This is a genomic window from Streptomyces sp. NBC_01298, assembly GCF_035978755.1.
Taxonomy (GTDB): Bacteria; Actinomycetota; Actinomycetes; order Streptomycetales; family Streptomycetaceae; genus Streptomyces.
Genome location: NZ_CP108417.1, coordinates 1 through 13,188 on the forward strand (window position 1 = coordinate 1; position 13,188 = coordinate 13,188).

Here is a 13,188-nt window from a genome sequence, read left to right on the forward strand (position 1 = left end):
GGACGAGGATGAGGCCGGCTCGCCGGGCGAGCTGGTCGCGAGCATGGACGACGACCCGGACGGCCCCTTCGGCAGCCGCTGCTTCACCCTCTCCCTCTCCGAGGCCATCGACCGGGGCATCTGCGCCCCCTACCAGGTCGTCTGCGTGGACGTCACCGACACGGCGCTCCAGGCCGCGCAGCTACTGGGCGCCGAGAGCCGTTCGATCGAGGTGCGCGGGGCGCGGCTCGCCGCTCTGCAGACCGCCCTGGTGAAGGCGTCGGCGGAGGAGGGCTTTCGCAGGACGCTGGTCTTCCACCACGTCGTCAAGGAGGCCGAAGCCTTCGCGGCCGGCCTCCCCGACGTCGCCGAGCAGCTGCACGCGAGCGACCGGGAGCTGTACCCGGCCACCGTGTGGGCCGACTGGCTGTGCGGCGAGCACGCGCCGCTCCACCGGCGCCGGGTGCTCGCCGAGTTCGCCGAGGGGATCGCCACGGACGGCACCATCGTGGAGAAGGGCTACCTGGGCTCCGTGAAGGTCCTCGGTGAGGGCGTCGACACCAAGAACTGCGACTCCGTGTACTGGGCGGATGTACGGGGCTCCATGCCCGACCTCGTCCAGGCGGTGGGGCGTGCGCTGCGGATGCAGCCGGGCGAGGGGAAGGTGGCCTCGCTGGTGGTGCCGATCCTCCTCGGCCCCGGCGAGACGGCGGACAACATGCTCACGTCCCGGGCGTACGGCGGTCTGGCCAGGCTCCTGGAAGCGCTGCGGGCCCACGACGCCCGGATCGTGGAGACCCTCGCCGAACAGCAGGCCCCGAGCCGCTACAAGCCCGTCAGCGAGGACGGCAGCGCCAAGAGCGGCAACGGGACCGGCAGCGGCTCGGAGGCCGTCAGCGGCCCTGCGAAGGCCCTGCTGAAGTTCTCCACGCCCCGCGACCCGGCCACGCTCGCCGCGTTCATCAACCTGCGCGTTCTCAACCCGGAGCACCAGCACTGGCGTCGCGGGGTGGAAGCCGCCGTCATCTACGCCCGCGAACACGGCGACCTCAAGGTCCCCTTCACGTTCCGCGTCCCGGCCGCCGAGGAAGCCCAGGCGTCGGGATGGCCGGCCTCCCTCGCCGGGTTCCCGCTGGGGCAGTGGACCGCCGACGCCCGACGCTTCTACAGCCGCGGGGACATGGACACGGACCGCGTCGCGCAACTGGAGAAGCTCGGCATGATCTGGTCGCACTTCGACGTCGCGTGGGAGGAGGGCCTGGCCGCCGCGCGCGGGTGGGCAGCCCAGCACGGCCACCTCCTGGCCCCGCTGGACGCCACCTATCAGGGCGCGGCAGTGGGTATCTGGCTGAAGAACGCGCGGGTCGCCGCCCGGAAGGCGAAGGAGATCGAAGAGCGGCGTGCCGAGGGGCTGCCGGTGGAGTCGTCAGCCGGGGCCATGACGCAAAAGCGGCGCGAGCAGCTGGAGGACATCGACGCGTCCTGGTGCCCGAGCTGGCCGGTGACCTGGCAACGCTCCTTCCACCTGGTCCGGCAGCACCTGGACGCGGGCGAGGCGCTGCCCACCGAGACGGACAAGGTCGTGCGCCAGGGCGAGGACCTCGGACGGTGGGTGACCTCGGTACGCCTCGGCTGGGACCAGCTCACCGGCGTGCAGCAGTGGATGTGCCAGCAGATCCTCGGGATCGAGCCCGCCACCGAGGAGGAGAAGCCGAAGCCGCGCCCCACGCAGGCCGACAAGTGGATCGCCCACCTCGGCGCCGCCCGGCAGTTCTTCGAGCGCGAAGGCCACCTGACCGTGCCCCGCAAACACGTAGAGACCGTGGCCTCCGCAAACGGCGGGGAGCTCCAGTTCCGTCTGGGGGCATGGGTCAACAACCAGCGCAGCCGGGCAGCCGCGCTATCCCCGGAGCGCGTGGAGCAGCTGTCCAAGGTCGGCATGCGGTGGGCGTGATGACGGTCGGCCTCACCGCGGCCGCCGCGCCCGCGGCCGGCTACCTGCTCGGACGGGTGCGCCCCGGGCAGTGTGCGGGCAACTGGGCGGCCGAGCATGTCCGCTTCACCGGGCCCTGGGTCCGGGGCGGCTCCGGCCACCAGGGCCTCGTCGTCCTGGTCCACATCGCCACCGCGCCCCGCGCCAGGCCGGCGCATGATGCGCGCCCCGGCCGTCCCCACGCAGGCACCGGTGCCCGTACGCCTACTGGCCGACCTCGAGTTCGTGTGGGGGCCGCGCATCCGCGTCAGCCGGTGAGCAACATGGAACGAGCAGCGGGGCCGGGCAGGGTGATCCTGTCCGGCCCCGCTGGTTTGTCCTTACGTCACCCTGAGACCTCGTCGACGGTGGCCACGATGAGGCCCGGGAGGAATTCGATGGCGCGCTTCAGCAGGCTTTCGATCGGCACGGCGTGGTTGTTGTTGTCCACGCTGATGAGTCCGTCCCATCCGGCCGGCTCGTAGCGGGCCAGCATGGAGAGCGTGTAGACGACCGACCACCAGGCCATCAGCAGGTGTGGTTCCCGGCCGGTCGGTGAGATCGCTGGCAGGAACCAGCGCGAGCGGCCGTGGCTCCGGGTGAGGCTGTGATGGTGTTCGCGGCGTTCTTCGACGAGGGCGTGTCCTTGGGGCATGAGCCAGCTGACTCGGAGTTCCCCGCCGCCGTGGTCGTAGCGGGTGAAGTCGGGTGGCCCGTCGGGGTGGGGTGTCCGTCGGACGTACTCGTGGCGCTGGGCGAGGCCCGGGTACTTCGCGAAGAACGCGTTCGTCGTCTCCCGGCCGCCGTTGTCGATGACCCAGTCGGGGATGTCGCAGACGGGGACGTGCAGCAGCGGGTGGGGGTCGCCGTGGATACTGCGATCGTCCGTGTACAGGGCGGGATGCCGGTTCCGGTCCGTGAGCGGGTAGTCGAGGTTGACCGGCAGCATGTCCCAGACATCTTCGAGGCGCACCGGGTCCTTGCCCCAGACCGGGGAGTCGAGCAGCTGGCTCAGTCGCACGAAGCTTGCCCGTGATGTCGAGGGGTCGGTGCGGATCTCGATGTCGGGGAAGGGCTTGTCGAAGCCGCTGGCCTTGATGCCGTGCCCGTCGAGTCGCCAGTCCTCGCCCTTGAGGTCGACCGCCGCCGCGGCGATGGCGCGGCCGGCCTGGCTGAGGCCGTAGAAGACCTGCAGGGGGCGAGTGGCCGGGCCCACCACGGCGGCCGCGCGGAACATCTGCTCTGCCTGCTCCAGTGCCGCCCCGTAGGTCTTCCGGCGCGCTCCGCCGCCGGCCTTGCCGGGCGGGTTCGCCCGGCTGCCGCGCAGCTTCTCCCACGCCTCGTCAGGATCAGCCTTCATGTACATGGGCTGACGCTACTCCTCGGTGCTGGCATCGGTCAGCGAGTTCGTCGTCACCCAGGACGTGATCGTGACGAGGGTCCACCCGGCGCGTGTCCAGCGGTACACGTACTCGCCGGCGTCCAGTGAGCCGAACCAGATGGTATGGAGGCTGTCCGGGACGTTGGGGCTGTCGGACGGAACGAATCCCCGCCGGAGTGCCATGGTGACGTCGAGCTGGCCGCGGTCGGCCCAGACGAAGAGGTGACCTTCGCGGTCGGTGTACCGAGCGAGCTTCTCGACCTTGTTCGCTCCTTGCTTGGAGCTGATGAAGTCATCGACGCAGGGAGAGATCGTGTCGGCCGTATGACGGGCGGTCCCCTCAGTCACTTCGAAGGGGAAGATCCGGCCTGATGCCTTGTCACTCCGTACCCTTTGAGCAGTCACGATCCTGAGGTGAGCGAGCTTTTGAAGCCTCTCCGCGTGCTGCTGCGTGGGGAACTGGCCGGGTGGCGTGCTGTCACTCCAGCCGTACAGGCTGATCCTGTCCACGCCATCCCGCTCCAAGTCCTGGAGAAGTTCGACCAGCGGCCTGGCCGACCGCTTGACGCGCGTCCCGGGGGTGAACTGCACCTGCCAGTCCCCTTGCAGGCCGGGGATCGGTCCGCCGTAGTGCTGGTCAAGGCCCTCCCACAGGCCCTGGCGGTCGGGATCAGTGGTGGAAGACACCTCAAGCACGACCTTCGGCCCGACTCCATCGACCGGGTCCAGGAGAAAGTCCGCCTTACCGGACTCGGTCTGGTCGTCGTAGTCGACCCGACGGGTCCCCAGCACCTCGTTGACCGCCGCCTCCGCCCGGAGCTCGTCCGGCGCCGGCTGCACCGGCTTCTTCTGCTTCATGCCGGTGACGGTAGGGCAGCCGCGGCCCCGGGAACGAGCGGTTTACCGACAGAGACGGGGGTCAGGGTGCGTCGCCGGACCAGTCCCAGCGGCTCCGCTCGCCGGGGCGCGGCTCGTACAGAGCGCAGCCGCCGTCGCCGCACTGCCCGAGCTGCTGCGCGCGGCGGGACGCGGATCAGGTCAGCGGGCGCGCCTCCCTCAGCGGGCCGGGCCGGTGAGGAGCGCTGAGGACGCAGCGGTCAGGGGGTCGACTTGTGATGGGCTTCGTGAAGGAGGTGCGCGCACACGTGGTCCAGGACGTCGGCGCAGTCCTCGTGGGGATCGGTGAGGATCCGGCCGCAGTACAGGACGATCGCCTCGGCGATGCCCGGGGCCGCGGCGGGTCCGGCCTGCGCGTACCAGAGATGGAGGGCGTCCATGAGACACCGGCCGAGTTCGAGGACGTACTCGGAGAGGATGACCGAGGCGTGCGGGGAGACCCCGTCCACGGGCAGGGGTCCGCTGGTGCTCCCCAGGACGATGCGCTGGGCGACCGCAATGAGTACGTCGGCCAGGGTCGGGTCCTGCGCGGCGATCTCGGCTGCGGTGGCGGTGTCTCCGTCCGCGACGGTGTGGAGGAAGTTGCGCGCGGTGATCACGGCGCCGGGGGTCATCGGGGCAAAGCGGATGGTGGGCATCAGTGACCTCTTCGTGAGGAGCTGCACCCTGCGGGGGTGCGGCGGGTGGGTTCAGTGAGGCGGCCCCGGTGAGCCGTAGAGGGCCGGGATCGCTCCGTTTGGTGGGGAAGGCGGGCCGAAGGGCGCCGGGTTCGGGGCCGGGGGCCTGCTGCTCCCGGCGTTGGGAACACCCTGCGGAGTTGAGCCTGTGGATAACTTCCGACGCCGCAGGTCCTTAGTCAGGCTAAATATTCTCGATTCGCACAAACATTCGATCCACTGGTTGAATGGATGGATGTCGCACTTCCCGTTCCCTGCCGACCTGGTCGCTCTCCAGCGAGAGCAGCTCCGCATCTACCGCCAGCTCGCCCTACAGCCCGCTCTCCACACCGCAGAGCTGCGGCGTGCGCTGATCCGCCTGTCCTGCCTGATCAGCGCGCACCCGTACTGGGAGCAGCGGGGCTGGAGCACCGCGGGCCGGGTGGAGCTGCGGCGGGCGGCCGAGGACGGACTTGATGCCGTCAGGGAGCCGGGGCTCGGGGCGCGATCGGCGTGAACGAGCTGGAGGCCCGCCTGGAGAGCTGGCGGGCCGTACGGGCCTATCTCGCCTGGCAGCAGCGCCAGGCCGAGCAGGCCATCCGCGACCTGGAGGCACAGCTGGCCGCGGCCGCCCGGCGCCAGCACGCACCTCCTCGACCCGGGCCCCGGCGACCTCCGCCGCCGTCCGTGGCTGGGGGCATGCCGGTGCCGCCGGACTGGAAGGTGGAATCGATGCGCGGCAGGGACGGGCCGGTGCCGATGTCCGTACACGTGGGCGCCTGCACCATGGGTGAGGGACGGGCGGTCAGCCGTGACGAGGCGCGGCGGTTGATCGCCGAGGGCGTCGAGCCGTGCCCGTTCTGCAGCCCCGAGAACTCGCTCGGCATGCCCGGCTGAATCCGGGGCTGCTCAGCGCCGGGCTGTTTCAGATCCTGGGCCGCTGTCGGCCGAAGGCACGAGTATGTTCGGCGGTACGGGCCGCGGTCCTGGCCACAAGGGGCCGCGACGGGGACCGCGGCCCCGGCCTCCAGACGACCGGCTCCCCGATCGCGCCGGCGCGCAGGCTACTCGGTGGTGCGGTCGGGGTCGGGGAGATCCGGCGGGAAGTGCCGCTCCAGGATTTCCACCCAGCTGTGCAGCCCGACGAAGCCGGTGGTGCCGGCCTGCTCCCGGACCAGCTCGGTCAGCGCGGCGACGAAGGGCTGCGCCGCGCTGTCGGCTGGCATCGCGGCCGCGGCCCGCTCCAGCCGCTCGTGTGCGGCGGGGAAGACGCCCTTGGCCCAGGCATCCTGCTCCCGAACCTGCTCGGCGCCCTTCTGCAGGTCCTCCCACGTGATCGCCTTCGAGCACTCGGGGCTGTGCCAGGTCTCGCTCATCCCGCCGCCCGCCTTGACGTAGGCGATCCGCATGTTGTCGCCGTGCGGCTGGGCAAAGCACTCGGTGCACTCGACGCGCTCCGGCTCCGGTCGATCAGACATGGTGCCCCCTTCTCTCTCGCAGGCCGAGCCTGCCATCCGTGCTCGCCGGTGACCACGGCTTTTCACCCGGGGCGCAGGTTCCAGCACCGGATCTCCGGCCGTTTCGTGAACAGTCGTCAAGGTGTGTCGCCGGAGTAGTACAAGCGGCACACAACACCCGGGCCACCCGCCGGGCGCGGCTCGCGGGGGCGCGGGTCGTACAGCGCCCGCCCGCCGGGCCACCGCCCCAGTTCAGTGATCAGCGCGACACCGTCCTCGATCTCCTCCGGCCGCCAGCCCGTGATGTCGAGCAGCAGTCCGTCCAGCGGCCCGCCGACGAGAACCGCGTACCTCTGGTGCGGCAGCGGGCCCGGGTTGGGGTCGTCGTGGTCACGGCCGTACACCCGGCCGCGCAGCAGCTGCTCGTCACCCTCGTTCATCCCGCCAGCCTCCCAGCCGCCACCGACAGCGGAAGGCCGGCGGCGCCCGATAGTCCGGCCCCTCCCGCCCGGCGGGAGGGGCCGGCGGGTCCCTCCCGCCTGGCGGGCGTCAGGCGCAGGGCAGACGGTCGGTGGCGGGCCAGGCGATGCGCACCCCGCGGCGGATCAGCGCGGTGAAGCTGTCGACCTGGCAGGTGGGCGGCTGGTCCTGGGTGAAGCGGCGCAGCGCCCGGTGCACGCCGTCGCGCAGTTGGCCGTCGGTCATCGTGGGCGCCTGCTCCTGGAGCTCGTCGAGGAGCTGCGCGGCGCGGGCCGCGCGGGACAGCGCGGCGTCGGCGAGCGGTCCTTCGGCGAAGCCGTCGCGGACGGACAGGCCGGGCTCGATGAAGGTCATGGTTGAGATTCCTTTCCGCTCGGCCGGGCGTGGTCTCCCGGGTGGAGACGCGGTCGCGGGACCGAGCGAGCGGGAACGTAGAGCACCGAGTTCGTTAGCGTCGCGTGGTCGCCGCCGGCCCGGGCAGTGAAGTGGACCTCTACCCCACGGCTACTGCGTGGGTAAGAGGTGTCGTCGGCACGGACAGGCTTGCCCAGCGGTGCTGACCGGGCACAACGGGGGGTGTCCGTTTTGCCGGGCTCCCACTCCCGGTCACACCTGCGGTCCCCCGCCGGAAGCAACCGTGCAAGCACCTGTCCAGCCCCCTTCCGGTGCAACCCTCCCGGCCGCCGGAACGGGGCCGGGGAGGCACGGTGTGGGCCAGGCCGGCTCCCATCTCCAGGCCGCCCACCGCTCCGCGTGCGCGAACACCCCGGCACGCTCGGCAAGCATCGCGAGGACTTGGGCGCGGGCGGCGTCCACGGCCTGGTGCTCGGTGTCGGAGACGATGCCCAGGCGCCGCACGTGCGCGTACTCGTCCTCGTCCTTCCACTCCCACCGGGCGAGGTCGGGCGAGACCACCAGGTCCACGGTGAGGTCGAAGGTGTCGAACCCGGCCGGGGTGCGGCGGGTGGGGTGCTCGAAGTTGACGTACCAGTTCCGCAGCCGGCGCCCGTTCCCGTCCGGGACGTAGAAGGCGTTGATGCTGAACCAGGCCGCCGGGGGCTTCCACAGCAGCAGGTCGGTCTCCTCCCACACGCCGGCCGCCAGGTCCCACCGGCCGGACGCCAGCGCCTCGAACGCCTCCGTACGCACCGACCGGTCCCCTTCGGTGCGGGCCTTCGCATACAGGGCGGGCCACCTGGCCTGTGCGCCGGGCGCGCAGGCGGTCACCAGTGCCTCGCCGGTGTCGGCGACAACCCGTAGCGCCTGTTCGCTCCATACCCGGCCCGACCGGTGGACATCGCGTCGTACGACCGTCTGGCCCGTCTCGAAACTGCGCACCGGATCCTCCTTGGCCTCCCCGGCCGGGAGGTCCGGCCTGGTCTGCCAACCTCAGCCCACCCCGGCCTGGGTGGGCAAGCCTCCGTCCAGGGGTGCTTGCCCAGGTGAGCCTTGGGCTTGCCCGCCCGACAGATCGGTCACCGGGGCGGGCATGACCGGTCTCCTTGGCGATCGGTCAAACTGCACGTCAGCGCAGGTGACCGATCCATGCAACTCCCCCGGTGACCGGTCACCCGCCCCCGGTCAGCGCCGCCTCGCTGAGAGACTCCGCGGCAGAGCTGTGACCGATCCCCTCCCCGCTCGGCGCGCTCCGGCCAGGGTGGGCAAGCCCCCGATCCCGACAGCTTGCCCAGGCTCCCCTTGGGCTTGCCCAGGGTCACCTAAGGCTTACCCACGCTGCCGGCGAAGGGGCTTACCCAGACGTCAGGGAGCTTGCCCAGGGTCGCCTTGGGCTTGCCCGGGGCGGAAGCGGGAGCGCCAGCCCCGGGCCTTCTCTGCGGTAGCGGCGGCCTCCGCTGCCAGGCGGTCGCGCTCGGCCTGGTCCGCGGCCTCGATGGCCTTGTCCTGGCACGGCTTGCACAGCGTCGGGAGCCACCGGAGCGCCGGCTCCGGGTATGCCTCGGCCGTCTTCCACCGGTCGTCGGGGAACTTCGCCCCGCACTCCGCGCAGAGCGGACGCCGGGCCTCCTGCTTGGCCTTGTTCTCCTCGGCCACCCGCCGCAGCTGTTCCCGGTACTCCTCCTGTTGGACCTTCATCCGCTCTCGCTCGCGAACGAGGACCGCGTCCCGGCGCGGGTTGCCGACCGCGTCGCGCAGGGTCTGCATCTCGGTACGGCCGAAGCGCAGGAACACCGGTCCAGCCGGGCCGTGGGCGCGCAGGTTGCGCAGGCCGGTCGCGATGATCGGGATCTTCCTGTCGTAGCTGCTGTATCCGCTCGAGGCCCGCTCGCCCGCCCACAACGGCCGGGTCAGCTCCTGGAGACGCGGGAGGGTGCGGTTGGGGTCGCGGGCGCCGATGTGGTTGAAGACGATCAGCACCGGCGGGTGCGGGACCTCAGCGGGGTCGGTGGTGTGGGCGAGCCAGCGGGTGCGCCACATCGGCTTGTCCTTGCCGTCGGTGTCCTTGATCGTTCGTTTGAAGAAGCGGTGGTACTTCGCGAGTTTCGCCGCGATCTCCTCGGCGGTCTCGTGGCAGTTGTCGACCTCGATGAACAACAGCGGGATCCCCGCCTGCGGGGCGGTGAGCACGATGTCGGCCTGGGCGCCGCCCTTCCCCGGAGCACTCCACATGCCGGTGGCCGGGAGCGGGACCTCGGTCGTGTACGAGGCGATCGTGCCGACGCCGGGGCTGGCGTCGACGGCGGCCTGCGCGGCCGCCTTCGCTTCGGCCGGCTCCGCGGTGAGCAGTTTCAGGTCGGGCTTGGGGCGGAGCAGCGCGATGACCGTCTCGTTGACGGCCATGGGGTGGGTGGCCCCGCTGGAACCCGCGCCACGGGCAGTGGCGCCCATCTCCGTCAGCGGGCGCCCAAGCTCGTAGGAGGCGGCCTCCAGGCCCTTGACGGTCAGGTTGCGCAGCGACTCCCCCGCCCGGCTGGTGCCGCCGTTCTCGGCGAGACCGTGCTTGCGTAGATCGGAGAGCGCGCCGGCGTGCGAGGCCGTGCGGGCGGTCTTCTGCTTGGATGCGCTCGACTTGGTGGTGTGGCGGTAGGTCAGGTGGGGTGAGGCGATCCTCTGGATCTGGTCGGCCGTGGCCACCTTCAGCACGCCGAGCACGCGCAGCACATCCCCGCGCAGGTCGTTCGAGGACCCTGCTGGATTCGTCAGCCGCTTGCCTGCCATCAGCTCCACCCCTTCGACGCGAGCGACCAGCCGCATCGGCCTGCCGTGAGGCGGACCTGACTGGTCGTGGAGGGCGCCGGGCCCCCCTGGAACCCGATGATCTCCTCCCATACGGACAACAAGAGGGGAGAAGAGGGTTGTGACGCTGCGGATTTCACGCCGATCTGGGCGGTGACCTGCATGTTTCCCGCCCAGTCGGGTGTCGGGCCCCCAAGTGGGATCCGAAGGAGGTTCCGAAGTGCCCCCTCAAGGAGCCCGATTCGGCTTACCCAGCCGATGTGGGGCTTGCCCGCTCCCCGGGCAGTGCACGGCCAGGCCGGCGGCCGTGGACGGCGGTGGATCGTCGCCATCGTCACATCTCCTTCGTCTTGTTCACCACCCCACACCGGGGCCGTGGAAGGAGAGCGTGCAAAAGGACCCCTTGACTGCGGTCTAACGGTGCCCGGCAGCGAGGCATGTCTAGGGGAAACAGGGTGCCCGCGGCCGCGCGCGGGACCCGGACAAGGGGTCAGCGGCCGGGATCGCCGTCGAGCGGGACGTCAGACAAGGGGGTCCGCTATGGCCCCTTGTCCGCAGGGTTTGTCCGTCCCACGGGGGAGGAGAAATCTCCGGCCGCTGTCCACAGGCCCTCAGCCCGACTCTTCTGGAGACGTCGCCGTGGCCCACACGGCGGCCGTGCGACAGGAGCCTTCGATGCACGAGAACATGCCGATCAACCGCGCGCTGTCCCCCGCCCAGGTACAGCTCGCCTTCGACTACGTACTGGCGCTCCACGCCCGCGACGACGACGCGGTGGACCGGCTCGCGACCGAGCTCCTCCCCCACCCCGGCCTGCTGGTCGCCATCGCCGAGGAACTCATCCTCCCGATAACCGCGCTGCCTGACGACGTCGACGACATCAACGCCGACTCCTTCGTCCTGGACCAACTCGGCGTGCTCTTCATGACGGCGATCCACATGTGGGCCCTTGACTGCCCCTCCAGCGCGGCGCCGACCATCGCCCACTCCATCGCGCACTTCGTCGCCCAGGTCTTCGTCACCGAACCCACGGACGTCGCCCATGCGCTGGAAGTGATACGCGACGGACGCCTGGAACTCGCCCGCGCCGTGCACACGACCAGCACGCACCGGTAGCCACACACCGGCCGTACTGAGTGGAGGCGCACCCACTCGGTGGAGCTACGAGTGGGCGCCACTCGGCAGCCCACTGAGTGGCGCCCACCCGGTGGCCTCCACTCTCTCCCTGACGACATCCACTCGGTGGATTCCACCCGATGGACACTCCCCCGAGTGCACGATGCGCGCCGTGGATGCTGGCGGGTGGAAGTGGCGCTCATCGGGTGGCTTCGGTGCGGTGTTCCGGGTCTCCCGGTGCGGTGCGTTTCCCCTTGACACGGGGCCTGTGACTCTGTTGGCCAATTCCGCTGTTGTCGTACGTGGCCCGGCGTCGTTGATCCGATCATCCGGCGTCGTTGCCGGGGACGGACAGCGTCGGGGAGGCGTCAGTGTCGTTGCGTACGAGCGGGCCGGGCTGGATTCCGGATTCGACGCGAAGGATCGCCCAAGCCGCGTTGCCTCAGGGGAGCCCGGCGATCAGGATGCGTGATGCGCTGGGTGAGCTGTTCCATGACGAGGACTTCGCCGATCTCTTCCCCCAGCGGGGCCGGCCAGCGCTGTCGCCGGCGGTCCTCGCTCTGGTGTCGATCCTGCAGTTCGCCGAGGGCCTCTCCGACCGACAGGCTGCCCTGGCTGCCAGGGCACGTATCGACTGGAAGTACGCCCTCGGTCTGAAACTTGAAGACCCGGGATTCGACCATTCAGTGCTGAGCGAGTTCCGAGACCGACTGGTCGAGGGCAGCGCGGAGACCCGCATCACCGACGCCGTGCTGGCTGCCGCTTCGGAAGCAGGTCTGCTGAAAACTCGGGGCCGCCAGCGCACCGACAGCACGCACGTACTGTCGTCGGTCCGCGGTCCGAAAGGAGCACGCGCCATGACGATCAGGCGCAGCGGCCTTAGGGCGCGGTCATGCCTGGCCGGTGTCCCGCCTGTCAGACTGCGGTGCGATCGGTCAAGGACTCTTTGGGCCGGAAGGATCTCGCCGGATCGCCCCGTACCTCGACTGCTCACACCCGCTGGGCGAGGAAGCAGCCTGCAGCGTGGCGGCGGTCGGAGAGGGAACGCGTGTCCCCTTGACGGGCGGGCCTGTTATTGCTGGGACTGTCAACAGATCGGACGGCCGCGCCAAACGGCCGATCCGCACCCAGCGCAGGAGGAATGTTGTCGGATTCAAACGCCTTGGAGCCGGACAAGGCAGTTGCCGGCGAGGAGTACATGAGTGAGTCCATGCTCACGTACTTCATGAAGCGCCTCGATTCCATGAAGCAAGAGCTGCTGCACAACGCGGACGCGACCACCAATAACCTGAGGGAGGTGGCCGCCAACGCCGTGGACCCGGCTGACCGTGCCAGGCGGGAAGAAGAGCTTGCCCTGGAGCTGGCCACCCGAGACCGGGAGCGGAGGCTCCTCAAGAAGGTCGACAGTGCTCTCCTTCGGATCCAGCACGGGAAGTACGGCTGGTGCGAGACCTGCGAGGGCGAGATCGGCCTCCGCCGCCTGCAGACACGCCCGACCCAAGAACTTTGCGTCGACTGCCGCGAGGTGGCGGAGGAGAAGGTGACGAAGTTCGGGGCATAGAGATAGTCCGGGTGGTCAGCCATGAAGCCGGATGAGGGGCCGCAACGAGGAGCGCGGCCCGCACTGCCCACCCCAGCCAAGCCATCGAACCGGAATCAGGTCGGCCAGTTGTCGCTACTGGCCGATCCGATCCCGGGGGCCGTGGTGCTCAGTACCGGGAAGGTCAGCGTGATGGTGAACTCCGCGCGCAGCCATCGCGAAGGCAGCCAACGAGGCCGGCCGGAGACCGACCAATCAGTCAAAGGATCGACTTACACATCGCGCGCCTTCTGACCTGCAGTGATGATCTCTGGCGGTGCGCAGAATGTCCCCAGGCACCCATGCCCAGACAGGCGACCAGTGGATTGGCCAACAGAGTCACGGGGCCTGTGTCAAGGGGAAACGCGGCGGGGTGCACCGGGGTGGATGCTCGGCATCGTCCCGGCGATGTCGTGCATCCACATCGCGATGTCGTGCACTCCGGGACGATGCCGAGCATCCATGCGGAGAGTGCA

General features: G+C 70.2%; 13 protein-coding genes and 1 pseudogene. 6 read left to right on the forward strand and 8 right to left on the reverse strand.

The features are described 5' to 3' along the window. The coding region (locus OG730_RS43525) for a helicase associated domain-containing protein (protein ID WP_327310032.1) at positions 1-1,933 on the forward strand (1,933 nt) is incomplete at its 5' end. A gap of 364 nt (positions 1,934-2,297) precedes the next feature. Here the strand turns inward: OG730_RS43525 and OG730_RS43530 are convergent. The 3 genes from OG730_RS43530 to OG730_RS43540 all read right to left on the reverse strand — a co-directional run bounded on the left by OG730_RS43530 (position 2,298) and on the right by OG730_RS43540 (position 4,867). Beyond that, entirely contained in the window at positions 2,298-3,317 is a 1,020-nt protein-coding gene (locus tag OG730_RS43530; RefSeq protein WP_327310033.1) for a YaaC family protein, read from the reverse strand. A gap of 9 nt (positions 3,318-3,326) precedes the next feature. Further along, on the reverse strand, positions 3,327-4,190 hold the full coding sequence (locus tag OG730_RS43535; protein WP_327310034.1) for a hypothetical protein: 864 nt from the start codon (positions 4,188-4,190) through the stop codon (positions 3,327-3,329). A 239-nt stretch (positions 4,191-4,429) separates the two neighbouring features. Continuing rightward, complete coding sequence (locus OG730_RS43540; RefSeq protein ID WP_327310035.1) at positions 4,430-4,867, reverse strand: hypothetical protein; 438 nt, start codon at positions 4,865-4,867, stop codon at positions 4,430-4,432. Between the two features lie 274 nt (positions 4,868-5,141). Here OG730_RS43540 and OG730_RS43545 point away from each other — a divergent pair, with 274 nt between their 5' ends. Both OG730_RS43545 and OG730_RS43550 read left to right on the forward strand, forming a co-directional pair. Continuing rightward, the gene (locus tag OG730_RS43545) at positions 5,142-5,402 is read left to right on the forward strand and encodes a DUF8825 domain-containing protein (protein WP_327310036.1); all 261 of its coding nucleotides are present in this window, start codon (positions 5,142-5,144) and stop codon (positions 5,400-5,402) included. Next, positions 5,399-5,782, forward strand: a complete 384-nt coding sequence (locus OG730_RS43550; RefSeq protein ID WP_327310037.1) for a DUF6233 domain-containing protein — start codon at positions 5,399-5,401, stop codon at positions 5,780-5,782. Before OG730_RS43545 ends, OG730_RS43550 begins: the two co-directional genes overlap by 4 nt. A gap of 167 nt (positions 5,783-5,949) precedes the next feature. On the opposite strand, the gene OG730_RS43555 is transcribed toward OG730_RS43550, so the two are convergent. From OG730_RS43555 to OG730_RS43575, 5 genes are all read right to left on the reverse strand, one after another. Beyond that, positions 5,950-6,363 (reverse strand): hypothetical protein, encoded by a 414-nt coding sequence (locus tag OG730_RS43555; protein ID WP_327310038.1) that lies wholly within the window; start codon positions 6,361-6,363, stop codon positions 5,950-5,952. Positions 6,364-6,479: 116 nt separating this feature from the next. Continuing rightward, on the reverse strand, positions 6,480-6,782 hold the full coding sequence (locus OG730_RS43560) for a hypothetical protein (RefSeq protein ID WP_327310039.1): 303 nt from the start codon (positions 6,780-6,782) through the stop codon (positions 6,480-6,482). A 109-nt stretch (positions 6,783-6,891) separates the two neighbouring features. After that, complete coding sequence (locus OG730_RS43565) at positions 6,892-7,176, reverse strand: hypothetical protein (RefSeq protein ID WP_327310040.1); 285 nt, start codon at positions 7,174-7,176, stop codon at positions 6,892-6,894. A gap of 252 nt (positions 7,177-7,428) precedes the next feature. After that, positions 7,429-8,160: a ribonuclease FAU-1 family protein gene (locus OG730_RS43570; protein WP_327310041.1), complete on the reverse strand. Its 732-nt coding sequence runs from the start codon at positions 8,158-8,160 to the stop codon at positions 7,429-7,431. Between the two features lie 423 nt (positions 8,161-8,583). After that, a complete protein-coding gene (locus OG730_RS43575; RefSeq protein WP_327310042.1) occupies positions 8,584-10,035 on the reverse strand; it encodes a replication-relaxation family protein in 1,452 nt (483 codons plus the stop codon). A gap of 657 nt (positions 10,036-10,692) precedes the next feature. Between OG730_RS43575 and OG730_RS43580 the strand changes: the two genes are divergently transcribed. The 3 genes and pseudogenes from OG730_RS43580 to dksA all read left to right on the forward strand — a co-directional run bounded on the left by OG730_RS43580 (position 10,693) and on the right by dksA (position 12,694). After that, positions 10,693-11,133: a hypothetical protein gene (locus OG730_RS43580; RefSeq protein ID WP_327310043.1), complete on the forward strand. Its 441-nt coding sequence runs from the start codon at positions 10,693-10,695 to the stop codon at positions 11,131-11,133. A 371-nt stretch (positions 11,134-11,504) separates the two neighbouring features. Then, a pseudogene (locus OG730_RS43585) lies at positions 11,505-11,969 on the forward strand (transposase); the annotation flags it as partial. 362 nt (positions 11,970-12,331) lie between these two features. Further along, on the forward strand, positions 12,332-12,694 hold the full coding sequence (gene dksA, locus OG730_RS43590; protein ID WP_327310044.1) for an RNA polymerase-binding protein DksA: 363 nt from the start codon (positions 12,332-12,334) through the stop codon (positions 12,692-12,694). The last annotated feature ends 494 nt before the right edge of the window (positions 12,695-13,188 follow it).

Bases quoted from the DNA above. Each gene is read 5' to 3' on its own strand.
- OG730_RS43575 (WP_327310042.1), bottom strand. From the start codon at position 10,035: ATGCGGCTGGTCGCTCGCGTCGAAGGGGTGGAGCTGATGGCAGGCAAG.
- OG730_RS43555 (WP_327310038.1), bottom strand. From the start codon at position 6,363: ATGTCTGATCGACCGGAGCCGGAGCGCGTCGAGTGCACCGAGTGCTTT.
- OG730_RS43535 (WP_327310034.1), bottom strand. From the start codon at position 4,190: ATGAAGCAGAAGAAGCCGGTGCAGCCGGCGCCGGACGAGCTCCGGGCG.
- OG730_RS43545 (WP_327310036.1), top strand. From the start codon at position 5,142: ATGTCGCACTTCCCGTTCCCTGCCGACCTGGTCGCTCTCCAGCGAGAG.
- OG730_RS43560 (WP_327310039.1), bottom strand. From the start codon at position 6,782: ATGAACGAGGGTGACGAGCAGCTGCTGCGCGGCCGGGTGTACGGCCGT.
- OG730_RS43565 (WP_327310040.1), bottom strand. From the start codon at position 7,176: ATGACCTTCATCGAGCCCGGCCTGTCCGTCCGCGACGGCTTCGCCGAA.
- OG730_RS43530 (WP_327310033.1), bottom strand. From the start codon at position 3,317: ATGTACATGAAGGCTGATCCTGACGAGGCGTGGGAGAAGCTGCGCGGC.
- dksA (WP_327310044.1), top strand. From the start codon at position 12,332: ATGAGTGAGTCCATGCTCACGTACTTCATGAAGCGCCTCGATTCCATG.
- OG730_RS43580 (WP_327310043.1), top strand. From the start codon at position 10,693: ATGCACGAGAACATGCCGATCAACCGCGCGCTGTCCCCCGCCCAGGTA.
- OG730_RS43540 (WP_327310035.1), bottom strand. From the start codon at position 4,867: ATGCCCACCATCCGCTTTGCCCCGATGACCCCCGGCGCCGTGATCACC.